Raw genomic sequence first — 26,335 nt, 5'->3', positions numbered from 1 at the left:
TCATTATCAAAACTATGACGAGCTGAAGTCTGCCGTCAATAATTATATCTATTACTACAATAATAAACGGATTAAAACAAAACTGGCCGGAAAAACTCCGGTTCAATACCGAAATCTTTCCGACCAGCTAGTTGCTTAAACTTCTCTCCAATTTTTGGGGTTCAGTTCAGGGTCTATTTTTATCATTATTACTGTCTTAAAACATTATCTACCATCAATGACGCTACGATAATCAACAACCGGTTTGATAAATTCACGGTACGATTGTTGTGACAAATAAGTAAAGCTTGGCCATAAACGATCATCAACCATAAACTTTAAGGCATTGACTGTTGAATGCCAAAGCTCTTCAGCTTGTTCTTGTTGATCATCCAGTGTCAATCTAACTACCTCTGCTAATTTCTTAACGAATGTAAAATAACTACCAAAGTCTGGTAACTCACATTCCTTAATGAATGTTAGCGTTCCTTCAACTGTCTCTTCATCGCCATTTTCCAATGCTAGCAATAACATATTGAAATTTAAGAGTCCGACATTCCAAACAGCTGCTGGCAAAAAGTTGTCCATCTCTACCAGACCATAGCCCTCTAAAGTCGCAATCTTTTGCACTTGATCAGACATTTTCTTAACCATCGTCTTAACGGTCTCATATGGTTCATGACGAATAATATTGGCAAATAACAACATATCCGTTGAAGAATATGAATCACGATGACCCAACAATTTCACAATTGCTGGACGTGCGATTTCAACCAAACGATAACGTTGTCCAGAATCAATCACTTGCGCATTAATTGCGCGTACTACATATAATAACAACCGAGTATCTTGCGTTTCTTCAAATAACGCCAACACCCGATAAACCATATCTTCATTTGGTGTTTGTGTGTATGAACTAGGATCTAATCCCAATTCTTTAACTGTTGAATCAACCAATTCGGGTTGTTCCAAATAAATATGTAGTAAAACTTCATCGTAAGATACACCAATTGTACTCAACAAGTTCACAAATGTTGTTGCGCTAACTCGACCATTGCCCTTTAAATAGTCGTACAAGCGCGATCTAGAAATATCGACAGATTTCAAAATAATCGGAATGGAAATATTACGCTTCTTTATAAAATGTATTAACGCATTCCGGACCGCCTCAGCAGGCACGCGATTTTTTCCCATGATAAATCTTTCCTCCACTACATATTACTCTTACATATCATTATACCGCTAATTCGCGAACCAATAGTAAATCTTAATTAATTTTCTACTAATTCAAAGAAACACCAGACAAATCAGCTTAAATTATTTATCACGCTGATAAAAATCTTTGGCGTTAAAGAAATCATTTAAGACCGTATTTTGTCCCGTCACCGTTTCATGCAAACGAATACCATCAACATTTATCCGTGCATTACGATAATAGTTATCTGTTAATTGACCCCATGATGCTTGTGAAGCATCAACATTATCAAAAATGCTAAAGCCTTTATTTTTGAGATAGGTATACTTTTCATTATCATTCGTATAATTGGTAAATGAACCAATATCTGCTCCGAATGGGAAAATCAACACTGGTGTCTTACCGACAATTGGCTGCACTTCCTTTCGCCAAAGTGTCGTATCCTTTTTAATATCAGCAATACCTGATTCGGCCATATTGATGTGTCCCCATGAATGTGACGCAAATTGCCAACCATTCTTTTTCATGACGTTCGCTACCTTTGTCGCTTTTTGTGCTTCGCGATACGTCTTTTTCGTGTCACCATATTGACTCTTTGATGAACGATAACCAAGTGTGCCATTGTACCCCGTTTCAGCAATCACACCTTTTGAACCACCATAAGAAAAATCTGGATGCTTTTTGATAAAGGTATCAATAATTGGCACCATATCATAATCACCAATTTTCTTCTGACCCTTATTGGTATATTGATTTTTGACATCACCTTGCTTATTAAGCACTAGTTTATCCGCAAATCCTGACTTTTTCATATACTCATAATAATTAACATCATCTTGTGAAATAATTAAAGGCTTTTTGCCTTTCGGTAGTTTAATTGTTTTGAATGTTACCTGACCTTGCTTATCAACCGAGATAATATCTTTAAAGTTAATTAGCACATAGCCATTATCATATAGCTGATTCAACATCGGCATAAATTCATCAATGGTCACCATGTAATCTTTGTATCCTTGTGCTTGCTCAGAAGCAAAGGCTTTCTTAGGATCAGCAATTAATGAATGGTAAAAAAGATGCGGAATCTTTGCTGGATCATCCCAAGTCACCAACTTTGATTGCTGATTATTAATACGTTTTTTCAGTGCATTAATTGACGATCCTTTATACTGAGACAATACTGTTTTGGCTTCTTTGTATTGGTACTGCTCACTTAAAAGCGTAGCCTGCTTGACTGCTTTGGTTTTCTGACTATCAGTTTTTGCCGCCATGACATCATTGCTAGCATCCCCACAGATTCCTAAACTTGCACCCAAAATTAATCCAATGAATAGGTTAATTTTTTTACCCTTTATCACAGTTATCCCCCCATAACTTATGCGAATATTAAATAATAAGTTAGCGCCATTTTATATCTTATGACCGCAAAAATACAGAGATTTGTATTAAAGAAGAGCGTGGAAAAAGTCGCTTTGAAGCTGGTGTGTAACGTAGTTTACGGCATTTTTGGCCGTAGCAATGCGAAGGGAAAGAATGCCGTAAATCACGTTACATTGAAGCTTCAGACTTTTGGAGCGCGTTTATGAAGAGCGTGAAAAAAATGCCTTGAAGCCGGTTGTATTATTTTTAAAACAAAAAGGGGTGGAACAAAATAAATGTTCCACCCCCCTTTTGATTAACATGCAATATAACTACTTCAAATAAGAAATCGGCTTTTGCACATCAATCTTTGTTCCTTGATACTTATCTTTCACATACTTTTGAATTGCTGGATCATGATAAAGCTTAACTAATTTCTTATAGACCTTTTTATCTTTATCAGAGATATCATCAGCGGCAGCTAAAATATTAACATTTTGCCGAGTGCTTTGATTAATTTTTTCATGATAAAGTGAGTCCTTCAACACATTTAGATTGCCTTCTAAGGCAACCGTATTTGAAATCAACGCTGCTCCCACACTGTTTAAGACACGTGGACCAGTCGTATCATCAATTTTCTTAAACTTTAGATGACGGGGGTTCGAAACAACATCCCCGACATTACCCAAAGAATCAAACCCCGGCTTTAACTCAATCAACCCTGCATCCTGCAATAGCAGTAATCCTCGCGATGTATTCGCTGGATTGTCCGCAATCGCAATTGTTGCACCAGTCGGAATATCTTTAATCGACTGATACTTATCTGAATATATACCCATTGGTTCTAAGTAAGTTGTGCCTAACACAGTTAACTTATTTTTCGGATTCTCATGATTATAAGAGTCATAATATGAATAAGATTGAAAGGCATTAACGTTCACATTATGTTCTGATGTTGCATTATTCATTTGTACACCATCATTAATTTGCTTCACACGAATTTTCAAGTTGAGTGCTTTGGCTTCTTTACTTTTCGCGATATGTTGCCAAACGTCGTAATCACTACCCATGGATCCGACGGTGATTTGTTTTGGTGCGTGGGCAATTTTATAGGTGTTAAACGTGTGCAATCCTACTGAAATAACGCCCAAAATCACGAGGCTACCAATTAATATCAACCAATTTTTTATTTTCACTGCCTGCTCCTCCTTACGTGATGTTACATATTAATTGTTTGATATTATAAATGTTCCACTTTACGAGCAATCCAGTCGCCAATAATTTGGGTAATGAATACCAAAACTAAAATAACCAATAAGGCAGCAATCGTAACGTCATTTTCAAAACGCGCATAGCCAACACTAATAGCAATATCGCCCAGACCACCTGAACCAATGGCACCAGCCATCGTTGTCAGACCAATCAAACTAATGATTGTCACAACTGAGACACGAATAATATCTGGTAAACACTCCCGTAAATAAATCCGGAAAATAATTTCAGTTGCACTTGACCCCATTGCTTGTGCTGCCTCAATAACTGATGGTTCAATACTTAGCAAGGCGTTTTGGACTTGGCGTGCGTAAAATGGAAAAATACCAACAATCAATGGGACTAGGGCAGCCGGCGTCCCAACTGTTGTCCCCACGATATACTTTGTAACTGGCGCCATAACTGCCAACAGGATAATAAATGGAACTGATCGTAACAGATTTACTACCTTATCTAAAAAACTATAAAATGATGGGTCAGCATTAATGCCACCTGGTTGTGTGACAACCAAAAAAATACCCGTTCCCAATCCAAGTACACCAGCGATTAAGGCTGACCAAAATGTCATATACAGTGTTTCCCAAGTGGACTGTACAAATTGTGGCCAAATACTAGCTACATTTGGAAACCAATTAGCTAACATCTATTTCTCCCTTCGCTTGTGGTGCCTCAGAAAAATCAGTCACTTTAACGCCTGCTGTTTGCAAGTAGTAAAAGGTTTGATCAAATTGGCCATCGACAGTAGATAAAACAACTAACATATAACCCAGTGATAATTGCGCAACTTTTTGTACATTCGCAAAAATGATATTGGCCTTAACGCCATATTGAATGGCTAATTCTGAAATCACTGACTCACTCGTCGCATCACTTGAGAACCGCAAATATAACAAACGTTCATTTGGCTGTAGTTTTTCTACTAACTGATCAGATACGATTTGTTGGCGCATTTCAGTCACATTAGCCGCAGACTCAACAAACTTTTCGTCAATGGTTGCTGTGGAGCAGTAAAGAGATCACCAACAAGACCTTGTTCAATAACTGAACCATCTGCCATGACCGCAACTTCCTGACAAATTGATTTGATGACCTGCATTTCGTGCGTAATCAAAACAATCGTTAATCCTAGCTCATCATTTAATTTTTTAAGTAATTCTAGAATCGATGCCGTCGTTTGCGGATCCAAAGCACTAGTTGCCTCATCACTGATCAATATGTCAGGATCACTCGCCAACGCACGTGCAATCGCAACACGTTGTTTTTGACCCCCTGACAGCTCTTCAGGATATGATTGTGCATATTCCGCTAATCCCACTAATTTTAGTAATTCAAAGGCTTTGGCTTCACGATCTTTTCGTGATATTTTCTTGCCGAGCAATGGATATTCAACATTGTTTAGCACCGTTCGTGAACGTAATAAATTAAAGTGTTGAAAAATCATCCCCACTTTTTGGCGGACACCTCGTAACTTTTTATCAGTTAATTGCTGTAAATCCTGACCAGATACACTGACTTTACCGCTACTTGGTCGTTGTAATAAATTGATTACCCGAACCAAAGTACTTTTACCAGCTCCTGAATAGCCAATAATGCCATAAATGCTACCTTTTTTTACTTGTAACGAAACATCATTCACGGCGGTCACTGTTTCACCTTTGCGCTCAAACGTCACATTAATGTCCTGCAAATCAATCGCAACATCTGCCACACCCATCGCATATTCCCCCTTTATTTTATTTAGTATCAACAATAAAAGTAATTGCGCGATTAGCTAAGGTGCATACCACCATCTACCAATAATGATTGACCAGTAATATAAGCTGCTCTTGGTGATGCAAACCAAGAAATAATTTCAGCAACATCTTCTGGTGTCGCTTCACGACCTAAACGAATTTCGGTCAAAGAATTAGCTCGTTGTTGCGAAACTGGTAATCCCTTAATTTGTGCAGTTCTAGCATCAATCCCATCACGCAACGGTGTCCGTACAATGCCCGGGCAGTAAGCATTCACTGTAATCTGATCAGCAGCTAATTCCTTGGCAGCAGATTGCGTTAAGCCACGAATACCAAATTTTGATGCTGAATAAGCACTTTGTAAGGCTGATGCTTCGATTCCAGCAAGAGATGCTGCATTAATAATGTGCCCCCCGTGACCTTGTTGTTTAAACTTTTTTGCAGCTGCTTGAATACCCCAATAAGTCCCTTTCAAATTGACATCAAACAAGCGTGAAATCTTTTCTGGGTCTGAATCAATAATCGAATCAATAAAGGCAACCCCCGCATTATTTATAAAGACGCCTAATTCGCCTAAATCGTTCACAGCCTCCTCAACCAAATTAAAGACAGCTTGCCGATCAGCCACATCCAAGACATATGCCTGTGCCTGAAAGCCTTGATCACGTAAATTTTGCGCTACCTGTGTCACGGTTGCCTCATTAATATCGGCAACGGCAACATTAAAACCATCATTAGCTAAGCGGTATGCTGCAGCCTCCCCAATTCCTTGACCGGCACCGGTAATAATTGCTGTTTGTCCCATGTTTAAATCCCCTTTTCAATAACATATTTTTACTAAACTAAAAGCCCTCACTTCTGTTGGTAATAACAGAAGTGAGGGCATCACGTTACCATTCTGATTTGTTTGCCAATTACTCAGACAAACCTCATTAACCGCAAAATGACTACTTTTGTCTATTTTACGGTTTGTCCGATAACGGAGACAACCCGAACAGTGCTTACTACTTTCTCACACTGCTTAATCATCGGCCATTTTTCGTTTACAATCCAAATCACGACTCTCAACAGTTGTCGTTTTTCTGTAAATTTGTGTTGTAACTACTTTCCGAATCACATTATTTAACTTCATTATTAAAATAAAAAACACCCTTAGGAACTATCTTCCTAAGGGCGTTTTACGCGCGGTACCACCTTAATTCCTGGTAAAAAACCAGCTTATTATGTTGCCATAATGAACTTGATATTGGTAGTTAACCATCGACAGCTTACCAGCGCTCACTGCTCTTTCGCTCAAAGACCATCTTCAGTTCGCTTAGTTACTTGTTCACACCAACCACAAGTTCTCTGAAAACGCCACGATCTTACTCATCTCATCATTGCTTTTTAATCTTATTTTAATCTGATATGAATTCTAAACTCATTAACATGTCATGTCAAGCAGCGAAACAAAATAATTTATCCAATTGTACATTAAAAACTAATCATCCACTGAAAAACGCAGTTGCATTTTCTTCGTCCCTAATTTAGTCATTTTACCCAATAATGTATTGGCAGCCAGCATATAGTTATCCGCCATTTTTTGGTTAACTGCTTCTAAATCAACCGTTTGACCTGCTTGAATGGCTTGATCTGTTTGCTGTTGTAGATTGACATTATCGGCAACAATTTGTTGTTCAAATCTTGCTTGCATATCTTGGTAAGTAGCAAAATCCTTGTCTGCAATGACCGCAATAACTCGAGTTAACCAGTAGCTCGTTGACACATCAAAGGTTGGCGTTGTTTTTTCAAAACTTGCTGGTGTCGTTGTGACACTAACATAAAACGGCACAAAGGCGTTAAAGGTATTCGGTCCATAGCCTAACCAGTGAACACCAGCAATATTAGCTGGCATGTTTGGCCGAATCTGTAAGATATGTGACTCTTGATTACGATTGATACCAATTGGACGATACTTTAATGGTGCTTGTTCATGTTCATATGGATCAAACGCAGTCCCTTGGTAATGTGAACTCAAAGCAAATTTGACATCATCCACTGACAACTTCTTTTTGGGATAGACGATAAATGGCAAATCTTGATCTTCAGGCTGTTCATTTGCAGTACCCTTAGCAAATAAACGATGCACATACCAAGCGCGTGGATTATTATAAACACGGTCCTTATCGCTTGCACTACCAAAAATATGCCGAAGATTAGGTGTCGTCATGTCAATATCTGGATTTAAATGATGATCTGTGATGAATGGTTCCAAATCAGCTGATGACATGGTATCTTCTGAATCAAAATCAAAATAATCAATATTAAAACGATTTGGCGCAACCACAAAGGCATCATCAGGAATCCGAATTGCTGCCCAATGATGACCACCAATTGATTCAAAATACCACACTTCTTCTCGATCAGAAAAAGCAATACCGTTAGATTCATAGGTGCCGTATGTCGTTAATAACTGACCCAAACGTGTCACACCTTCACGGGCAGATTTAATATAAGGCAATACGAGTGTTGTTATATCAGCTTCACCAATGCCACCATCAACTAAAGGATCAGCAGCTAATACACGGGTATTCGTTGTGCTGGTTTCAGTTGCGGTCATTGCCACATTTTGACTATTGATACCCGCTCCAGCCCAGACACCAAATGAATCATCAGCATCTGGTGTAGCCGTATAACGAAAACTCTTTTCAGGTAATGGTATTTTGACATGATTGGCCCCAGATTCATAAACCATTCCGGCATCATTTGCTGGATAGACCACAAATTTTTGTGGATTTGGCTCATCACCACCATCCTCATTACGAGCAATCATGGTTGATCCGTCGATAGTCGCATGCTTACCGACTAAAATAGTTGTACACGTTTTTTGATGTGCTTGATAACCTAGTTGATTCATTATTTGCTCCCCCTACATTTAAAATAGTTTTGAAAAAGGCTGGGACGTCAATATCTGTCCCAGCCTGTGTTCTTTAAAATGCATGAATGATATCAGATAAAACTACTCCTGATCATCATCTTCAGCACGATGTAATAATTCAGTGACTTCTGCTGGTTGTTCACCATCAGCAGGTGCCGTTGGTAACTCACCAGTGGTTTCAGCAGCAACTGTTTCTTCACTCGCTACTGTTTCGGCTTCATCCTCTTCTGGCACAATATGTGCCACTTTAGCAAACGTAGCCACAGCTGAATCATCATCCAAGCGAATGACACGAACACCTTGTGTGGCACGACCAGTTTCAGAAATAGAATCGACCGTGAAACGAATCATGACACCCTTATTAGTGGTCAACATGATATCTTCACTACCATCCACGACCTTTAAGCCAGCCAATGGACCATTCTTTTCTGTTACTTGGGCGGTTTTAATCCCTTTACCACCACGGCCCTTAATTGGATACTGCTCAACAGCCGTTTGCTTACCATAACCATTTTCAGTAATGATAAGCACATGACCATTTTCAATCAGTACTTGGGCACCGACAACATAGTCATCCGGACGTAGGGTAATGCCACGAACACCGGCAGCAGAGCGTCCCATTGAACGGACTGCTTCACTGTTAAATGAAACGGCATAACCACCATGCGTACCAATAATAATATTTTGATCACCATCGGTCACAAGTACGTTAATCAATTCATCCCCATCGTGCAAATTAATAGCTTTCAAACCATGGGTACGAATGTTACCAAATTCATTAACTGGTGTACGCTTTACGACACCTTGGCGTGTGGTAAAGAACAAATAGTCTTCACTTTCACTTGCATCACCACGGACGTTAATTACCGCCTGAATACTCTCGCCAGGTTCAACACCTAACAAATTGACCACTGGAATACCTTTGGCTGTGCGACCATATTCTGGTATCTCATAACCTTTCATCTTGTAAACTTTACCTGAATTTGTAAAGAATAACAGTGTGTCATGGGTTGATGTACCAATCAATTCATCGATAAAGTCATCATCATTGACGCCCATTCCTTGAATACCACGACCACCACGGTTTTGCGCACGGAATTCAGATTGTAGCATTCGTTTGATATAACCAGCATGAGTCAATGTGACAATGATGTCTTCTTCTTCAATCAAATCTTCATCTTCAATGCTTGTCACATCACCGATTTGCAATTCAGTACGACGATCATCACCATACTTAGACTGCACCTCAAGTAATTCAGTATAGATAATTTCATCGATTCGTTCAGGCTTTGCCAAAATATCTTGGAAATCAGCAATTGATGTTAACAATCCTTGATATTCCTTCTCGATTTTGTCACGTTCCAAACCAGTTAAACGAACCAAACGCATATCCAAAATAGCTTGTGATTGCTTATCAGATAAAGCGTAGTCAGACATTAACTTTTGCTTGGCAATTTCTGATGTTTCTGACTGACGAATAATATTAATAATGGCATCAATATGATCCAAAGCGATGCGCAATCCTTCAAGGATATGGGCACGTGCTTGCGCTTTGCGCAATTCAAATTCTGTTCGGCGACGAACAACTTTTTGCTGATGGTCTAGATAAGCAACTAGCATGTCTTTCAAGCTAAGTAACTTTGGACGACCATCTTGCACGGCAAGCATATTGAAACTAAAGCCAGTCTGCATCAAGGTATTCTTATACAAGCTGTTTAATACAACTGAAGCTGACACATCACGACGAATTTCAATCGCAATTCGATTTCCGTCTTGGTCAGACTCATCATTGACACCAGTAATTCCCTCGATACGCTTATCACGACCCAATTCAGCAATACGCTCAATTAATTTAGCCTTATTAACCATATATGGCAATTCGGTCACAATAATGTGCTCTTTACCTGATTTTTCAGTTTCGATTTCCGTCTTAGCACGAACGGTCACAACACCTTTTCCAGTTTCGTAAGCCTTACGAATACCAGATTTTCCCATCACAATTGCCCCAGTTGGGAAATCAGGTCCTGGAATAGCCTCCATTAAGTCAGCCGTTGTCGCATCAGGATTCTTCATTAACATATGAAGACCCGAAATAACTTCTCCCAAATTGTGTGGTGGAATATTAGTAGCCATTCCAACAGCGATACCATTTGCTCCATTAACTATTAAATTAGGAAAACGAGCTGGTAAAACAACAGGTTCACGATCAGTACCATCATAATTCTCTTGGAAATCAATCGTATCTTTATTGATGTCACGTAACATTTCGGTCGAAATTTTACTCAAACGCGCCTCGGTATAACGCATGGCGGCGGCAGGGTCACCATCGACCGATCCAAAGTTACCGTGTCCATCAACTAGCATGTAACGATATGAAAAGTCCTGAGCCATACGGACCATTGATTCATAGATTGCTGAATCTCCGTGTGGGTGATACTTTCCCATAACATCCCCAACAATACGCGCTGACTTTTTGTGTTGTTTATCAGGTGTCACACCCAGTTCATTCATACCATATAGAATACGACGATGAACTGGTTTTAACCCATCTCGTACATCTGGTAGTGCACGTGCCACAATAACTGACATGGCATAATCCAAGAAAGATGTTCGCATTTGCTCGCCAAGCTTAGCGGGTTTAATGCGGCTGTTTGTTTGTTCTTCTTCAGCCATTTGACTTCCTTTCTTTTACTGTTAGACGTCTAATTCAGCATATTGTGCATTTTCTTCAATAAACTTACGACGAGGCTCAACCTTGTCACCCATTAACATTGAGAAAATCATATCTGCCTCAATCGCATCATCCATTTCAACACGCAACAAACGACGAACTGATGGATCCATAGTTGTTTCCCATAATTGACTGGCATCCATTTCACCAAGTCCCTTATACCGTTGGATAACTGGCTTAGGTGATGCTGGCAACGTTGGTAGCAAAGCATCGAGCTCCTCATCAGCATCCAAATACTTAATAAATTTACCCTGGCGAACTTGGTAAAGTGGTGGCTGGGCAATATAAACATAGCCTGCCTCCAATAATGGACGCATGTAACGATAAATTAGCGTCAACAACAGCGTACGAATATGAGCACCATCGACATCGGCATCGGTCATGATAATCAACTTATGATACTTTGCCTTTGTGACATCAAACTCGCCACCAAAACCAGTACCCATTGCCGTAAACAACGAACGAATTTCATCATTAGCTAAAATCTTTTCCATTGATGCTTTTTCAACATTCAAAATTTTTCCACGAATTGGCAAAATAGCTTGTGTTAAACGCTCACGACCTTGCTTAGCAGAACCACCCGCTGAATCACCCTCAACGATAAATAGTTCTGATATTTCTGGATCTTTTGATGTATTATCAGCAAGTTTTCCGGGTAAGTTAGCAATTTCCAATCCTGACTTCTTACGAGTTGCTTCACGTGCACGCTTTGCAGCCATACGTGCTTTACCAGCTAAAATTCCTTTTTCAACGATTTGCTTGGCAGTCGTTGGATTCTCCATCATAAATCGAGCAAAAGTATCTGAGAACATACGGTCAACAGCTGTTCGGGCATCTGAATTACCCAACTTCGTTTTCGTTTGTCCCTCAAATTGTGGGTCAGGATGCTTTACTGAAACGATGGCTGTCAATCCTTCACGAACATCATCCCCAGAAAGCGCATCATCACTGTCTTTTAGTAATTTATTTTTACGAGCATAATCATTGATTACACGTGTTAAGGCTGACTTGAACCCAGTTTCATGGGTTCCTCCCTCATAAGTGTGAATATTGTTAGTGAATGACAGCAAATTGCTATGGAAATCATCCGTATATTGCAATGACACTTCAACATCAATATCATTTTCCATGCCCTCGACATAGATAGGTTCATTGAAAATAACATCTTTGTTAACATTCAAGAAATCAACATATTCTTTAATACCACCATCATAATGGAATGATTCGACAACTGGCTCTTCAGGACGCATATCGCTGATTGAAATACGCAAGCCCTTGTTCAAGAAAGCCAATTCACGAACACGATTCATCAACGTCTTATAATCAAATGTTGTTGTTTCACGGAAAATATCTGGATCTGGCGCAAAATGAACAATTGTTCCACGTGAAACAGGTTCGTCATCTACTGCAACAGTATGCATACCTGTTTTCACATGACCACGCTCAAAGTCCATTGCGTAACCTTTACCATCACGGACAACTAAAACATCCAAATTAGTTGATAAGGCATTAACAACTGATGCACCAACTCCGTGCAATCCACCTGAGACCTTGTATCCGCCGCCACCGAATTTTCCACCGGCATGTAAAATCGTAAAGACGGTTTCAAGGGCTGGTTTACCAGTCTTAACTTGAATATCGATTGGGATACCACGACCATTATCAATAACAGTGATTGAATTATCTTTTTCAATCGTTACTGTGATATGGTTTGCAAACCCTGCTAGGGCTTCATCAATACCATTATCGACAATTTCCCACACTAAATGGTGTAGTCCTTGACTTGATGTCGATCCAATATACATACCCGGACGCTTACGAACAGCTTCCAATCCTTCCAAAACTTGAATTTGACTGGCATCATAATCATCTGCTTGTGTATGCATTTGAGATACATCTTCTTCAGCCATGCTTCCCTCCTTAAACTTAACAACTAGTTATTTTCACTAGTATCCTCTGCCTTAACATCTTCATTTTCTATCAAATGTCCTGAATCAACATGAAATATCTTCGGCTCATGAATCAATTGACGTGCAACATCACTTAACGAAGGTGTGGTAATGAACGTCTGCACTTTATCTTGCATTGCCGCTAATAAATGTGTTTGTCGGTCACTATCTAACTCCGAAAGGACATCATCCAATAACAACACCGGATATTCACCCGTTTCTTCTTTCATCAACTCAATTTCAGCTAATTTAACTGCTAAAGCTGTTGTGCGTTGTTGGCCTTGTGAGCCAAAGTTAGCAACATCATGTTTATTCACATCAAAACGTAAATCATCTCGATGCGGTCCTAACATGGTTGTGCCCATTATAATTTCACGTTCACCTAATTTTTTGAACCTTGCTAACATTTCCTGTTTGACCGATGCAACGTCTGTTAATGACTCATCATCAAGCTGAGAAACATACTGAATATGCAACTGTTCATTATTTTGTGTTATTGCAGCTTGTATTGGTTGCGCTGCTGCATCTAATTTTTTAATCAATACGACGCGACGAGTAATTAATTCACTCGCAAAATCAACTAATTGTTCGGTTAAAACATCTAAATACAATTTATCCGATGCTTGTTTACTCTGTAATTGTTTTAAATAACGATTTCGTTGTTTTAAAACATCTTTATACTGATTAGCAGTATATAAGTATTTCGCACTCATTTGACTAAATTCACGATCAATAAAATTACGTCGAACGCTTGGCGAACCTTTCACGAGATTCAGGTCTTCTGGAGCAAATAAGATGACATTTAATTGACCAATATAATTAGCTAATTTTGCTTGATCTAAGTGATTAATACGCGCCTTTTTACCTTTATTCGTGAATTTTAAGGATAAAGGTACATTGCTATATTGACGAGCAACCGTTCCAGCAACTTGTGCTTCTTTTGCTTGCCAACTAATTAATTCTTTATCCGTCGACGTCCGATGTGAACGAGTTAAAGCTAAAACATAAATGGCTTCTAATAAATTGGTCTTACCTTGTGCATTTGGACCCAAAAAGACATTAACCCCCGATGAAAATGAAACATCTAATGCTTCATAATTTCGAAAGTTGTTTAGTTTTAACGACATTAGTTCCATTAGTTTGCACTAGCACCTGTTCCATTAATAACAAAACGCTCACCAGATGGGACGGCAATGATGTCTCCTGGATATAGTTTACGACCACGTCGATCATCAGGCTCCTCATTAACTAAGACAGTGTTTTCACGTAAGAACCACTTTGCCTGACCACCTGTTGCAATGATACTTTCCTCTTTTAACAATTGCCCTAATGTAATAAAGGGTGCTTGAATTTGCACTTCTGTTGCCAATTTTTCCATCCTTTCTACCGTTTGTTAAAACGGCATTTACACGGTTCCATATTGTGTATATTATACGCCTTTTTTTTGCATTTCACAATCTAATTACGGCTTCATAGCGTCTCTCAGGTTGTTTAATGATATTTAAATAAAAAAGCCGAAAATCGCTTTTTTGTCGTGAAATAGCAATTTTCGGCTTTTTAACTATTTTTAATAAGTTCTAACTGGCGTAATCAGTTGAATAAAGTTTGTTTCATTGTTTGTTGGCACTAATGTGAATGGATCCAACGCTGTTTTAAAGCCAATTTGAATTTGTTCATCCCCAAATGAACGTAATGCCTCTCGCATGTAATCTGGGTTAAACGAAATCGTCAGGTCATCACCAGCGGTTTCAGCAGCAAAAATTTGTTCTTCAACACGACCAACTTCTGGTGAATTTGATGAAATCAAAGACTTTTCACTAGCAATTGCAAATTGAATAACATTTGAACGACCTTCGTGACTCAGCAGAGCAGCACGTTCAATTGTTTGTAGTAAATCACGTGCGTTGATTGTCAAAGTTGTGCGCTTTTCAGTTGGAATCAACCGTGATGCATCAGGATAATTTCCTTCTAACAAACGTGAATAGAAGGTTGTATTTTCCCCTAATTGGAAAATTACTTGATTTTCAGCAACACGAACGTCAACTTTTTCAACTTCATCCAACATGGCTTGTAGTTGTGTTAATGAAGTTCCTGGCACGATAATGTCCGCATTAACATCTGAGTCATCAAAGGCAACTGAACGTTGTGCTAAACGATGACGATCAGTTGCAACTGCTGTTAGATTACCACCTGCAAGAATAAAGTGAACACCCGTTAATATGGGTTGACTTAATTGCTTTGAAACCGCAATTACGGTTTGACGGATAATTTCATCTAATGTATCAGCAGATAACGTCAAATCATTACGAACCTCAATTTCAGGGAGGTGTGGATAATTATTAGCATCTTGCCCATTAATATCAAATTCAGCATTTTCAGATGCGATTTTTGTTTGTAAACCAGAAGCGTTAGTTAACTTAAATGTTTCACCAGGTAGTCGCTTAACGATATTTGAAAAGAAAGTGGCTGGTAAAACAATGGCACCTGATTCGACAATTTGTAATTTGGCTTCATCATCATTAACTGGAATTAAAATTTCAATTGAAATATCTGTATTTGATCCAGTTAAGGTCAATCCTGTTTCATCAAGAACTAATTTGATCCCTTTTAAGATCGTCATTGATGTTCGTGAAGAAATAGCACGATTAACATTATTCATTGCTTTTATAAAAGCTGCTCGATTAATTGTAAATTCCATAAGATCTCCTCAATGCACAAAAACATAATTATGAAGTGCGTAATGCCTTACTTAATTATAAATAAAAAAGATAATAATAGTAATAAGGGGTGTGGAAAATGTGGATAACCATAATCTATACCATTACACCACGAATTGGTCTATGTATAGAAACCTGTGGATAACTTTTGGATAGTTAGTGAATTATTCACAATGTCATTCCTTACCCATTGCTCAATTCTTCACGAATTTTCTGTACCTGTTCAGCTAAAATACTATCATTTTCGATGGCATTTTCAATTTTTTCAGTAGAATGCATGACTGTTGTATGATCCTTGCCGCCAAATGATCGTCCAATTTGAGGTAAGGAATCCTGTGTTAGCTCGCGGGCAATATACATTGCAATTTGGCGAGGGACAACAATTTCCTTATTACGTTTTTTACCATTTAAATCTTGAACAGTGACATTAAAGAATTTAGCGACTGCTTCTTGAATGATTGGAATGGTAATCGCACGTTGTCGTTTGAAGTTCATGGCTTCTAATATTGTACGAGCAGTTTCAACTGTGATCGGTACATTTGAAAAACGCATTTTTCCAACAACTTGGTTGAACACACCTTCTAGATCACGAACGTTGGTATCTACGGCAGCCGCGATTTCATCGATAACATCGTTTGGAATGCTGAGATTTTCGAGATCAGACTTGTTTCTCAAAATGGCAACACGTGTTGGTAAGTCAGGCTTGGTAATATTTGCTGAGTATCCTTGACCGAAACGAGTGACTAGTCGCATTTCTAGTCCAGGAATTTCTTTTGGTAATTTATCAGATGTGAGGACAATTTGGTGATTTTCACGAGTAATTGCATTAAATGTATTGAAAAACTCTTCTTGGATTTTTTCTTTACCAGCTAAGAACTGCACATCATCGACCATGAGTAAATCAGTTGATCGGTATTCACGTTTAAAAGCTTCGGTTTCTTTTTGGCCACGACGTAGTGCTTCAGTAAAGTCATTGATGAAATCTTCGGTTGTAATAAATTTAACGTTTGCATCGGGTGTACGTTCTAGTACTTTGTTACCAATTGCTTGCATCAAGTGGGTTTTACCCAAACCAACACCACCATATATAAGAAGTGGATTCCATTGTGTACCTGGTTTATCGGCTACTGCTTGTGCAACAGCATAGGCTTCACGATTTTCGTCAGAAGAAACAAATGTTTCGAAGCGGAATTCTGGATTGAGAATTGATTGCGTTACAAATTCAGATGCCAAACTGTCTTTGCTTTGTTGTTGCTCTTTCTCTTCATCTTTATCTTGATCTTCTGGTAAGTCAAATAATGTTGTTGGTGTTGGCGAAACATAAGTTACTGAAGGAATGATGAATGTTGGTTGGCCTGTTAATTTTAGCGTTGCAGTCATGGCAGCCTGCATGAATGCTTGGTAATACGAACTACTTGCGTTCAACCATTCTGATGCAACTTGTTCGTATGCGGTGGTTAACTGTAAGGTTACCGTGTTATTTTCGTTTTCAACCAGTTGCAATGGTTTGAGCGTATCAACGTAATTTGTATATGAAAAGCCTTGCGAGATTGTTTGACGTAGCTCTTCTTTAATGGCGTTCCAAAGTTGGATAGGATCCATTTGGTAACCTCCTTTAAAAGTTTTATCTATTTTGTGGGTTTTCCACAGGACGTTTGCTGAATTTATTTTCATAAATAGCACAATTCGACAAATTTCATTTTATCAGTATGTGGATAAGTTTTCCACAAGGAATATGCTTGTTATATCAATGATTTACCCATTTTAAGTAACAATTTGGTAGATTCACAGGCTGTGGAAATCTAAATATGAGTTATCAACTGGATGTGAAACAAATTTTTAGGGCGATTCTGGAAAATGTGGATAACTTAGCGGAAAATAGAGAAATATACAAGCAATTGTTAACAACCAAAGCTTGTCATAATCGTTCTAAAATTAGTTATACACATATCCACAGGGTAATTAGGGATTGGTTTTCCCGATATGTGGAACATGTGGATAAACTGTGGATTATGGGGAAAACTCATGTAACGCTCCGTTATGTTGCCTGTTTTTATTAACATAACGCTCCGTTAGATTTTGGAAAACTTTTGGAAAAAGATAATTATATAAAATATAAAGTTTTCTTAAAGACAGTTGGTGATCATGATATTTCTTCAGTTTAAAAGTGCTTAAGAAAGCATAAAATGTTTAATATTCTTGATTTGGTTTATTTGTGATGGTACAATTGAATACGAATTGTGGTTTGGCCTTGCCAACCGCAGGCCAAATCTAACTACGAATGGGAGGTGTATTCATATGAAGCGTACATACCAACCTAAGAAGCGTCACCGCGAACGCGTACATGGTTTCCGCAAGCGCATGAACACTAGTAACGGTCGCAAGGTGCTAGCACGTCGCCGCCAAAAGGGCCGCAAGGTATTGTCAGCCTAATTAGGTCAGGCCTTCTATTAGGATTACTGATAATGATCGCGCATGAGTCGGCTTTTTGGCTGATTCGTGCGTTTTCTTTTGTCGTGAAAAAGTTTGGAGCAAAAACAAATGCGTAAGAGTTACCGTGTAAAAAAAGAAGCTGATTTTCAATTAGTTTTTGAACAGCATCACTCGGTCGCAAATAAAATGTTTATTGTTTACACAATGACGCGTGAACAACCGACCCACTTTCGTCTAGGAATTTCTATTTCAAAAAAAGTGGGTCTACGTGGTCATGAGCGTGTGTGGGTAAAGCGTCGTATTCGCCAAAGTGTTTTGGAATTTAAGCCAAAAATGCGTTCGGATATTGATATTTTAGTTATTGCACGCCCATCGGCACATGATCAAGACATGGCGATCATCAAAAAGAATTTAGAACACGTTTTTAAGTTAGCAAATGTTTTTGTTGATGAGGAAACGAAATAAAAAACTAATATAATATGGAGAGAACGAATGCAGACTCTTAGAAAAATGTTTACAATGCGTTCGGCAATTACAGCACTTGTTGCATTATTGATTATGATTATTGCAGCAGTGATGTATGATGGACATGTTGCAGGCGATGGTTTCTGGCGTGGTATCATTATTGCTAACTTCTCACGTTCAATTTTAGGTGTATCAGCTTGGTTTGGTGATAACTATGGTTTTGGAATCATTGTTTTCACTGTACTGATTCGTTTATTGATCCTACCTTTGATGGTTTATCAAACAGGTTCAATGCGCAAAATGCAAGAAATTGGACCAGAGTTAAAGAAGTTACAACAAAAGTATTCAAGTCGTGATCCTGAAACAATGCAGGCAATGCAAGCAGAACAAAAGAAACTGTATAAAGATGCAGGTGTCAATCCTTTTGCTAGCTTTATTCCGCTACTTGTTCAAATGCCAATCTTGATTGCCTTGTATACGGCTATTCGTACGACAAAGGTATTGGAGACGGGGACTTTCTTCTGGGTACAACTTGGAGAACGTGATCCTTACTTCATCTTGCCAATCTTGGCAGCCTTGTTTACGTTTGCTTCATCATACTTGGTGATGATGGGACAACCCGAAAAGAACGGTATGACAACATCGATGACATATATCATGCCAATTATGATTTTCATCTTTGCCATTTCAGTGCCTTCTGCCCTATCACTTTACTGGGTGATTTCAAATGCGTTCCAGGTTGCCCAAACTTGGACAATTCAAAACCCATTTGAAATACGTCGTGAACGTGAAGCAAAGAAAGAGGCCGAACGTGCTAAGCAACGTGCAATACGTAAAGCAGTACGGCGTCATAAGCGTTAATTATCAATAATAAATAGTCAGAATGAAGGTGCAATACTTTGTTCTGGCTATTTTTATTTACGATTGCTGGATTAACCTATTTTTAATTTAAAACCCTTATAGTATTAATTATGGTAAAATTAAGCATTGATAATAATATTTATAAGGAGCGTACCCATGAAAGCATTTCGTGAAATAATGTCTTGGGTTATTCCAATTTTGGTCGGATTACTTATCGCTTTTGGGGTAAGGTCTGTTTGGTTTACCATGGTTAAAGTTGATGGCTCATCAATGGATCCAAATCTAACCAATAGCGAACGAGTTTTTGTTTTTAGGACGGATAAAATAAAAACAGAAACGATTCATCGTGGTAGCGTCGTTGTTTTTGACGCTTACGGTGAAGATCCAACCGCAACTGAAAGTAAGGATTATGTGAAGCGTGTCATTGGATTGCCTGGTGATACGGTTAGTGCCGTTGACGGTGTTCTTAAAGTAAATGGCAAAGTTGTTGATCAGGATTACATTTCTGAATCAGAACAAGCAGCTACCAACAACGTCAACCAAGTTGGTAATTGGTCATCACTTAAGCAATTGGGTGATCGACAAGGTTGGACCGGTAAAAAGACGGTTAAAGTACCAGCTGGTAAGTACTTTGTATTAGGCGATCATCGTACAGTTTCTAATGATTCTCGTTATTGGGGATTTGTAGATAACGATAAAGTACTCGGTGTTGTTAAGGTACCATTCTGGGGTAACGATACTAAGAAACAAAATATTAATACGGCTTGGAAGTCGTATTTTGAATAAAAGTAGTTAGACAAATAAGCCTCACGACATGGATTCATGTTGTGAGGTTTATTTTATGAAATAACGTTTGTCATGATGTATTTGAATTAAGTAAGTGTCCTTTTTTGAATGATTTTTATCACAGATAAGTTTTTGTAATTCTGAGTTCAATGGGTATCTAGTAGTGTTGAAATAGTAGACAGTTTGTCGCCGTGATAATTGTTTAACAACTGGTGATAATTTTCGAGAATAAGGATTTGTCGGACAACCAATAAAAATATAGTAGCCTTGAAAAAACTGTCCTTTCATGAGGGCCTTTAATTGGACATTATTAATTGGATATGTCTTTTGTAAGTTTATACGATATTCATTTGGTTGTATTGTTGTTATTTTATATTCTGCTTGTTGTCTGCAGTAATTAATAGAAATTATTATTCCGAATACTAATATGAAGACAAAATTTATAGGTATTAATAGTTTATTTTTCATATCTACTCTTTAGACAGTGTGTTTTTAAAAAAATCGGGAGCGCCACCTTTATGATAGAAGGATATTTAACAGAGCGAAATTAATTGCTCCCCAAGCTATGTTAATTCCAGGTCCGTAGAGGTTAATATATAATGTCCATAGATATTCAGTCATAGAAATTAGAAATAAAAGAAGTAACCATATTTGTTTTTTGTGAAATAACTTGGGGATGCTTTGCATGTAAAGTACCTCGGTTCATAGTCGTTTATTTTTAAAGAGCTTAACACGGATAGTCAAATGACTGGACACAAATTAATAATCGTCCATTTTTAAACAGTGTATACTATAAAATGAACGGAGGTACTGTCATGCAGTTAGGATTAAAGGCTAGCACTAATAAGAATCAAATTGATGATCGATTAAAGTATCATCCTGATGTATTTGAATTTCATTTAACAGATCAAGACTTTACAAGTGATGGTTGGCAACATTTATTAAAAATGGTGTCTTATGTTAGTGATCAAGTTCCCCACATCGTTTTTCATCATCCTATGAAATGGCATGATCAGCGTTGTGAGTTATATACTAATCCAGCAATCAATCCAGCATTGTATCGATTTGTTATTCAAAGTGCTGAACGTTTAATCAAGTTGGCGGCACAAACTAATAGTTATGCATTGGTCCATGGGGCTTATAAATCTGCAGCAAGCGATATTACGACTCAATGGCCCACGATTGCAGCAGCACAAGATGCGGTGTTTGATGCCATGTCACGGTTAAGAGAGATTGCACCCGAGCATGTGGTTTTTGAGAATGGGATTTCACCAGTTTACTGGTATGGTGATCCAACATTTGAAGACCGGATTATTCAAGCCGACCTCCCCTTGGCATTTGATGTTAGCCATGCCTTTATTTCGGTCCAGGCTGATAATGACGCACTGATTGCGAGTCTAAAACACCTCAAACCACAAGTGAAACATTATCATTTGGTTGATTCGATGGGTAAAGACCATGATAGTTTGCCATTAGGGACTGGATTGGTGGACTGGCAGCGCGTGATTGGTGAATTAAATCCAGCTGCTAGCCGGATTTATGAAATTAATTTAGCTTATCAAGGAAATTGCCAAGAAATGATGGCGAGTCACCAATATTTAACGCAAATTGCTGACAAATGATTAATTATCTGAATCATATAAAAAGCTCACATCCTACCTAAAATTGTAGGATGTGAGCTTTTTATATATGATTTTGACACTTAAAAAGATAACTTTGTTATTTTCTTGAAAAAGCAAGATATGCCCTCTATACTGATAAATGAAAGCGTTTCCAGAAAAGGAGCAAGGCATATGGTTAAGAAAAAAGTTAGTTTGGTAATGGGAGTCGCAACAATAGCTGCTGCGGGGTTATTAACAGTGGGATATAGCCAAAAAGTGAGCAGTAATTCGGCGGATAAGTCGACACTGAAAGTCGCGACGTCGGGAACACTATATCCAACTTCATATCATGACTCAAAGTCGAAAAAGTTAACGGGTTATGATATCGAAGTGGTTCGTGCTGTGGCCAAAAAAATGGGACGCAAAGTGGAATTTAAGCAGTTGAATGTCGATGGTCAGCTAACGGCGGTTAAAACGGGCAAGGTTGATATGGCAGCCAATGATATTGGTATTTCGCCACAACGTAAGAAATCATATCGACTTTCAACCCCATACAAGCACTCATTTAACAGTATTGTTGTTCGTAAGAGTGATAGCTCAGGAATCAATTCATGGGATGATATTAAGGGTAAAAAAGCTGCGGGTGAAGCAGGCACAAGTTACCAACGTTTAGCCAAGCAACTTGATGCGAAGACGGTTAACTACAATAATGTTTCAAATGATGTCTACCTCCGTGATGTTAAAAATGGTCGTACTGATTTCATTATGAACGATTATTATCTACAAAAGTTGGCCTTAAAAGCTGTTCCTGATAATGATCTAAAAATTAAGAAAAACATGTATTTTAAAACAAAAGATGATGGGTCTGGTACTGGAATTTTGATGAAAAAGGATAATAAAAAGCTTGCCAAGCAAGTGAATAAGGCGCTGGCATCGCTCAAAAAAGATGGCACATTAAAGGATTTGTCTGAAAAGTTTTATGATGCAGATGTGACTAAGAAGCCAAATGTTCATATTTCAAAGAATTTTACGATTAAGGATTAAGGAAAGTGCTTATGGCGTTTTTACAGTATCTTTCAATTCCTAATTTCTTTGATGCGCCGCTAGCTATATCATCAATTCCATCAATTTTAGCCGGTTTTCCAGTTTCATTCGGCTTAACAATCGTCAGCTTTGGCTTAGCGCTGCTTTTAGGTCTACTACTTACGTTGGCGCAACTTAGCCACTTTAAAATTTTACATTGGGCAGCCCGTAGTTTTATTTCGTTTATGCGTGGCGTGCCAATGTTGGTGATTTTATTTGTGATCTACTTTGGGTTTGAAACAGCTGCTTTTCCCGCAGCAGTGATCGCTTTTACAGTTAGTAGTAGTGCCTTCGTCTCAGAAGTTTACCGTTCGTCATTTTTGGCCGTTGGCCAGGGACAATGGGACGCAGCGTATTCGTTAGGGCTACCCTATCGTAAGACGGTTAGAAAAGTGATTTTCCCGCAAGTTTTTCGGATTTCTATTCCAGCACTTGGTAATATTTTGCTAGATTTGTTTAAAGGTACCTCACTAGCTGCCATGATTACAGTCAGTGAAATGTTTATGAATGCGCAAATTATTGCGGGTGCTGATCAGGATTATATGACGATTTATATCACAATTGCAATTTTGTATTGGTTCTTCTGCTGGCTAATGACGATTGTGCAAACGATGTTAGAAAAGCGTTTGGCATAGTTGTTGCTGATTAAAATGTGTACGAAATTGTTCTAACTATAAATCCCCCGCTAAATAATTTAGCGGGGGATTTACGTTTTTTATTTAGGCTGTAGGCCTTTAAGCAAGAAATCAGTTGCTTCCTGGCTAGCATGAGTTATATCAAATGCAGTATTCCCTGAAAAAATTAAGGGGACAACGTAACTACCAGTTGTACTAAAAATATAGCGGATAATTCGACTAAACTCCCAATCAACAAGTTGGCCTTGTTGTTGATAATACGTAAAACTATTTTCTAACCTTTTTAAATGTAAATGGGTGAATTTTTCAATCACCTGTAAGCGTAATTTTTCATTAGTCATTGATTCACGTATCAAAATGCGAATTTGCGATAAATTGGTAGTGAAAAATTGCATACGGTTCTGAATCAGGTTTTGTAAAAAGTCTTTAAAATCCGATTGATCATTGTTCGTTGTTTCATTGACGAATTCACTAGCAATCTGTGGCACCACTGTATTGATGATAGAACCGACAACAGCCTGTAATAAATCATTTTTTGTTTTAAATTGCTTATATACAGTACCTTCTGCTACGTTAGCCAGCTTCGCGATATCACTAGTACTGGTGTTTTCAACACCTTTTTCAGAAAATAAGGTTAAACTTGCCTGTAGAACAGCTTTTTGCTTATCTGAAATATCCATAGTATGCAAACTTTTTTCAAATAGTGTTGGAATATTATTGGCCATTTAGGTAGTCTCCTTAAACTTCGCGGTACCGACGCACTGCATTCAAATTCAAAACTAAGAACACTGCGGCGAATAGCAGCAATATCAGTATGTTTGGCCAAATTTGGGTGATATTGAATCCCTTGGTAACGACATCACTCATGGCGTTAGCACCATAGTAAAGTGGCATTAAATGGCCAATGGCTTGTAGCCAGCCCGCCATTTGATCGACGGGGATGATTCCTGAGAAAAATACTTGAGGAATTGCAACAATTGGAATAAATTGCATCATCTGGAATTCGGATGCGGCGAACGTTGAAATAAATAATCCCATTGTTAAGGCAACTGCGGCCATTAAGACGTTGATTAGTAAGACATTCCAAATACTACCTAAAATTTGAATATCAAAAACATACATACTGTACAAAACGATTAGCAGCGTTTGAACAAGAGCAAAAATACCATAGCCACTTAAATAACCAGTAATGATTTCACCGCGCTTAACCGGCGTTGCTAGTAGTCGCTTTAATGTACCTGTGGTTCTTTCACGCAGTAGAGCAATTCCGGAAATTAGGAAAACAAAGAAGAAGACGACAAAGCCCATCATAATTGGTAAGAAGGCATCAAAGAAAGTGGTATCCTTATCGCCATAAATATAATGTGTGCTAACCGAATAGTTCTTAGCAGCATTATTTTTTTGATTAGACATGTCTGCTTGGGCATCTGTTTGCATACCTGCTTGCTTGGTCAAGGTCGTTAGCTGTTGTTGTAATTTTCCAATTGCTTCTTTTTGCGTCTTTAGAGTTGCGATAGTGGCTTGATTTTTCAGCTTAACTTGTCCTGCTTGTAAACTTTTTTTGATAATTGAACTTTTTGTCTGATTACTATTTTGTAGTGTTAAAGTCAATTTATCGCCTTTTTGGGTCATGACGGCAGCATAATCATGATCACGAATCAATTGTTTAGCAGAATCATCTGAAGAAACATGATGTATCTTGACGTTATCATTATTGACCGCTTTAACTAAAGTTGAATCGACATGCCGAACAGCCAAATCAGCGGTTTGATTGTTGTTTGACTGGAAAAGGAAATACACCAAAGTGAGAATCAGTAAGGGCGCAATGAACATCATTGCTAAGGTTCGCTTATCCCGCAACATTTCTTGTAAAACGCGTTTAATCATTGCTAGTGTGCGCATCTTGGTCCCTCCCTGCTTTTACGAATACTTCTTCGATATTATTAACACCAAATTCTTTTATGAGTTGCTCTGGTCGTCCTTGTGCAATGGCGATGCCATTACGAATCATTAATAGACTGTCAGATTCTTCAGCATCGTCCATCACATGAGTTGTTAGGAGAATTGTTTTACCCTTTTGGCTTAATCTGTGTAATTCTTGCCATATTTGTTGTCTTAATTCAGGGTCAATACCAACGGTTGGTTCATCTAAAATGAGAATATCTGGATTCGCAACTAAAGCGATTGCTAATGATAGACGACGTTTCATACCGCCAGAATAATCGCCAACGTGTTTATCTAAATCTTCATTTAAACTGACGACGTTTGTTGCATAGTCAATTTGTTCTGGTAGATCCTTGGTATCCATCCCTTGCATTTGGCCAAAGAAAGTTAAATTTTCTCGAGCAGTTAAGGTTTCATAGAGAGCATCAGCTTGAGCCATAAAGCCAATACGAGCTAAAATTTTACGGTTTGGCATGGTGGTGCCTAACACGGTAACCGACCCTTTTTTTGGTTTTAACATCCCCATGATGGAATTAATTAGGGTTGTTTTACCCGAACCACTTGGACCAATTAAACCTAAAATTTCCCCAGATGAAACGGATAAATTAATATCGCTAATCACGATATTTTTGCCATAGCCTTGGACAAGATCTGTCACTTGAATGACTTCTGCCATTT

General features: G+C 38.3%; 23 protein-coding genes, 1 pseudogene and 1 other annotated feature. Of the genes and pseudogenes, 8 read left to right on the top strand and 16 right to left on the bottom strand.

The window, feature by feature from the left end; all coding sequences use genetic code 11:
- The coding region (locus tag NGR58_RS03980; protein ID WP_258088351.1) for an IS3 family transposase at positions 1-139 on the top strand (139 nt) is incomplete at its 5' end.
- Between the two features lie 65 nt (positions 140-204).
- On the opposite strand, the gene NGR58_RS03975 is transcribed toward NGR58_RS03980, so the two are convergent.
- The 13 genes and pseudogenes from NGR58_RS03975 to dnaA form a co-directional block, all read right to left on the bottom strand.
- Positions 205-1,173 carry an XRE family transcriptional regulator gene (locus NGR58_RS03975; protein WP_258088350.1) on the bottom strand — a complete coding sequence of 323 codons (969 nt, stop codon included), beginning with the start codon at positions 1,171-1,173 and terminating at the stop codon, positions 205-207.
- Between the two features lie 123 nt (positions 1,174-1,296).
- Positions 1,297-2,529 (bottom strand): polysaccharide deacetylase family protein, encoded by a 1,233-nt coding sequence (locus NGR58_RS03970; RefSeq protein ID WP_258088349.1) that lies wholly within the window; start codon positions 2,527-2,529, stop codon positions 1,297-1,299.
- 333 nt (positions 2,530-2,862) lie between these two features.
- Positions 2,863-3,726 (bottom strand): MetQ/NlpA family ABC transporter substrate-binding protein, encoded by an 864-nt coding sequence (locus NGR58_RS03965; RefSeq protein WP_258088348.1) that lies wholly within the window; start codon positions 3,724-3,726, stop codon positions 2,863-2,865.
- A gap of 44 nt (positions 3,727-3,770) precedes the next feature.
- Positions 3,771-4,445 (bottom strand): methionine ABC transporter permease, encoded by a 675-nt coding sequence (locus NGR58_RS03960; protein ID WP_258088347.1) that lies wholly within the window; start codon positions 4,443-4,445, stop codon positions 3,771-3,773.
- Positions 4,435-5,510 (bottom strand): annotated as a pseudogene (locus NGR58_RS03955) (methionine ABC transporter ATP-binding protein). Before NGR58_RS03955 ends, NGR58_RS03960 begins: the two are co-directional and overlap by 11 nt.
- Before the next feature lie 59 nt (positions 5,511-5,569).
- On the bottom strand, positions 5,570-6,340 hold the full coding sequence (locus tag NGR58_RS03950; RefSeq protein ID WP_258088346.1) for an acetoin reductase: 771 nt from the start codon (positions 6,338-6,340) through the stop codon (positions 5,570-5,572).
- A 361-nt stretch (positions 6,341-6,701) separates the two neighbouring features.
- Positions 6,702-6,924: a binding site (T-box leader), on the bottom strand.
- A gap of 91 nt (positions 6,925-7,015) precedes the next feature.
- Positions 7,016-8,431, bottom strand: a complete 1,416-nt coding sequence (locus NGR58_RS03945; protein ID WP_258088345.1) for a C69 family dipeptidase — start codon at positions 8,429-8,431, stop codon at positions 7,016-7,018.
- 102 nt (positions 8,432-8,533) lie between these two features.
- A complete protein-coding gene (gene gyrA, locus NGR58_RS03940; RefSeq protein WP_258088344.1) occupies positions 8,534-11,125 on the bottom strand; it encodes a DNA gyrase subunit A in 2,592 nt (863 codons plus the stop codon).
- Positions 11,126-11,146: 21 nt separating this feature from the next.
- Positions 11,147-13,093 (bottom strand): DNA topoisomerase (ATP-hydrolyzing) subunit B, encoded by a 1,947-nt coding sequence (gene gyrB / locus NGR58_RS03935; protein WP_115470565.1) that lies wholly within the window; start codon positions 13,091-13,093, stop codon positions 11,147-11,149.
- Between the two features lie 23 nt (positions 13,094-13,116).
- A complete protein-coding gene (recF, locus tag NGR58_RS03930; RefSeq protein WP_258088343.1) occupies positions 13,117-14,268 on the bottom strand; it encodes a DNA replication/repair protein RecF in 1,152 nt (383 codons plus the stop codon).
- Positions 14,268-14,510 carry a S4 domain-containing protein YaaA gene (gene yaaA / locus NGR58_RS03925; protein WP_075268726.1) on the bottom strand — a complete coding sequence of 81 codons (243 nt, stop codon included), beginning with the start codon at positions 14,508-14,510 and terminating at the stop codon, positions 14,268-14,270. Before yaaA ends, recF begins: the two co-directional genes overlap by 1 nt.
- Before the next feature lie 189 nt (positions 14,511-14,699).
- Entirely contained in the window at positions 14,700-15,830 is a 1,131-nt protein-coding gene (dnaN, locus tag NGR58_RS03920; protein WP_258088342.1) for a DNA polymerase III subunit beta, read from the bottom strand.
- A gap of 202 nt (positions 15,831-16,032) precedes the next feature.
- Positions 16,033-17,451: a chromosomal replication initiator protein DnaA gene (dnaA, locus tag NGR58_RS03915; RefSeq protein ID WP_258088341.1), complete on the bottom strand. Its 1,419-nt coding sequence runs from the start codon at positions 17,449-17,451 to the stop codon at positions 16,033-16,035.
- A gap of 696 nt (positions 17,452-18,147) precedes the next feature.
- Here dnaA and rpmH point away from each other — a divergent pair.
- The 7 genes from rpmH to NGR58_RS03880 all read left to right on the top strand — a co-directional run bounded on the left by rpmH (position 18,148) and on the right by NGR58_RS03880 (position 23,713).
- On the top strand, positions 18,148-18,282 hold the full coding sequence (gene rpmH / locus NGR58_RS03910) for a 50S ribosomal protein L34 (protein WP_075270588.1): 135 nt from the start codon (positions 18,148-18,150) through the stop codon (positions 18,280-18,282).
- 108 nt (positions 18,283-18,390) lie between these two features.
- A complete protein-coding gene (rnpA, locus tag NGR58_RS03905) occupies positions 18,391-18,747 on the top strand; it encodes a ribonuclease P protein component (RefSeq protein WP_075270587.1) in 357 nt (118 codons plus the stop codon).
- 27 nt (positions 18,748-18,774) lie between these two features.
- Positions 18,775-19,608, top strand: coding sequence for a YidC/Oxa1 family membrane protein insertase (locus tag NGR58_RS03900; RefSeq protein WP_258088340.1), 834 nt, complete (start codon positions 18,775-18,777; stop codon positions 19,606-19,608).
- A 156-nt stretch (positions 19,609-19,764) separates the two neighbouring features.
- The gene (lepB, locus tag NGR58_RS03895; RefSeq protein WP_115470570.1) at positions 19,765-20,394 is read left to right on the top strand and encodes a signal peptidase I; all 630 of its coding nucleotides are present in this window, start codon (positions 19,765-19,767) and stop codon (positions 20,392-20,394) included.
- 815 nt (positions 20,395-21,209) lie between these two features.
- Positions 21,210-22,016, top strand: a complete 807-nt coding sequence (locus NGR58_RS03890) for a sugar phosphate isomerase/epimerase family protein (protein ID WP_258088339.1) — start codon at positions 21,210-21,212, stop codon at positions 22,014-22,016.
- Positions 22,017-22,187: 171 nt separating this feature from the next.
- Entirely contained in the window at positions 22,188-23,039 is an 852-nt protein-coding gene (locus tag NGR58_RS03885; protein ID WP_258088338.1) for a transporter substrate-binding domain-containing protein, read from the top strand.
- A gap of 11 nt (positions 23,040-23,050) precedes the next feature.
- Entirely contained in the window at positions 23,051-23,713 is a 663-nt protein-coding gene (locus tag NGR58_RS03880) for an amino acid ABC transporter permease (RefSeq protein ID WP_258088337.1), read from the top strand.
- Positions 23,714-23,793: 80 nt separating this feature from the next.
- Here NGR58_RS03880 and NGR58_RS03875 read toward each other — a convergent pair whose 3' ends face one another.
- The 3 genes from NGR58_RS03875 to NGR58_RS03865 are packed head-to-tail and all read right to left on the bottom strand — an operon-like array spanning position 23,794 to position 26,333.
- Positions 23,794-24,438 carry a TetR/AcrR family transcriptional regulator gene (locus tag NGR58_RS03875; protein ID WP_258088336.1) on the bottom strand — a complete coding sequence of 215 codons (645 nt, stop codon included), beginning with the start codon at positions 24,436-24,438 and terminating at the stop codon, positions 23,794-23,796.
- A gap of 13 nt (positions 24,439-24,451) precedes the next feature.
- Positions 24,452-25,615, bottom strand: coding sequence for an ABC transporter permease (locus NGR58_RS03870; protein WP_258088335.1), 1,164 nt, complete (start codon positions 25,613-25,615; stop codon positions 24,452-24,454).
- Positions 25,593-26,333, bottom strand: a complete 741-nt coding sequence (locus NGR58_RS03865) for an ABC transporter ATP-binding protein (RefSeq protein WP_258088334.1) — start codon at positions 26,331-26,333, stop codon at positions 25,593-25,595. The genes NGR58_RS03870 and NGR58_RS03865 overlap by 23 nt, the downstream gene beginning before the upstream one ends.
- Between the last annotated feature and the right edge of the window lie 2 nt (positions 26,334-26,335).

Origin of the sequence: Weissella fangxianensis, from assembly GCF_024718545.1 — a bacterium.
GTDB lineage: Bacteria > Bacillota > Bacilli > Lactobacillales > Lactobacillaceae > Weissella > Weissella fangxianensis.
Note: the sequence above shows the minus strand (reverse complement) of the source record. Positions and strands in the feature narration are given on the sequence as shown.

Coding starts and splice junctions, on each gene's coding strand:
- NGR58_RS03875 (WP_258088336.1), bottom strand. CDS start 24,438: ATGGCCAATAATATTCCAACACTATTTGAAAAAAGTTTGCATACTATG.
- yaaA (WP_075268726.1), bottom strand. CDS start 14,510: ATGGAAAAATTGGCAACAGAAGTGCAAATTCAAGCACCCTTTATTACA.
- rnpA (WP_075270587.1), top strand. CDS start 18,391: ATGCGTAAGAGTTACCGTGTAAAAAAAGAAGCTGATTTTCAATTAGTT.
- dnaA (WP_258088341.1), bottom strand. CDS start 17,451: ATGGATCCTATCCAACTTTGGAACGCCATTAAAGAAGAGCTACGTCAA.
- NGR58_RS03960 (WP_258088347.1), bottom strand. CDS start 4,445: ATGTTAGCTAATTGGTTTCCAAATGTAGCTAGTATTTGGCCACAATTT.
- NGR58_RS03900 (WP_258088340.1), top strand. CDS start 18,775: ATGCAGACTCTTAGAAAAATGTTTACAATGCGTTCGGCAATTACAGCA.
- NGR58_RS03885 (WP_258088338.1), top strand. CDS start 22,188: ATGGTTAAGAAAAAAGTTAGTTTGGTAATGGGAGTCGCAACAATAGCT.
- rpmH (WP_075270588.1), top strand. CDS start 18,148: ATGAAGCGTACATACCAACCTAAGAAGCGTCACCGCGAACGCGTACAT.
- dnaN (WP_258088342.1), bottom strand. CDS start 15,830: ATGGAATTTACAATTAATCGAGCAGCTTTTATAAAAGCAATGAATAAT.
- NGR58_RS03975 (WP_258088350.1), bottom strand. CDS start 1,173: ATGGGAAAAAATCGCGTGCCTGCTGAGGCGGTCCGGAATGCGTTAATA.
- NGR58_RS03890 (WP_258088339.1), top strand. CDS start 21,210: ATGCAGTTAGGATTAAAGGCTAGCACTAATAAGAATCAAATTGATGAT.
- NGR58_RS03950 (WP_258088346.1), bottom strand. CDS start 6,340: ATGGGACAAACAGCAATTATTACCGGTGCCGGTCAAGGAATTGGGGAG.
- NGR58_RS03870 (WP_258088335.1), bottom strand. CDS start 25,615: ATGCGCACACTAGCAATGATTAAACGCGTTTTACAAGAAATGTTGCGG.
- gyrA (WP_258088344.1), bottom strand. CDS start 11,125: ATGGCTGAAGAAGAACAAACAAACAGCCGCATTAAACCCGCTAAGCTT.
- NGR58_RS03880 (WP_258088337.1), top strand. CDS start 23,051: ATGGCGTTTTTACAGTATCTTTCAATTCCTAATTTCTTTGATGCGCCG.
- lepB (WP_115470570.1), top strand. CDS start 19,765: ATGAAAGCATTTCGTGAAATAATGTCTTGGGTTATTCCAATTTTGGTC.
- gyrB (WP_115470565.1), bottom strand. CDS start 13,093: ATGGCTGAAGAAGATGTATCTCAAATGCATACACAAGCAGATGATTAT.
- NGR58_RS03865 (WP_258088334.1), bottom strand. CDS start 26,333: ATGGCAGAAGTCATTCAAGTGACAGATCTTGTCCAAGGCTATGGCAAA.
- recF (WP_258088343.1), bottom strand. CDS start 14,268: ATGGAACTAATGTCGTTAAAACTAAACAACTTTCGAAATTATGAAGCA.
- NGR58_RS03945 (WP_258088345.1), bottom strand. CDS start 8,431: ATGAATCAACTAGGTTATCAAGCACATCAAAAAACGTGTACAACTATT.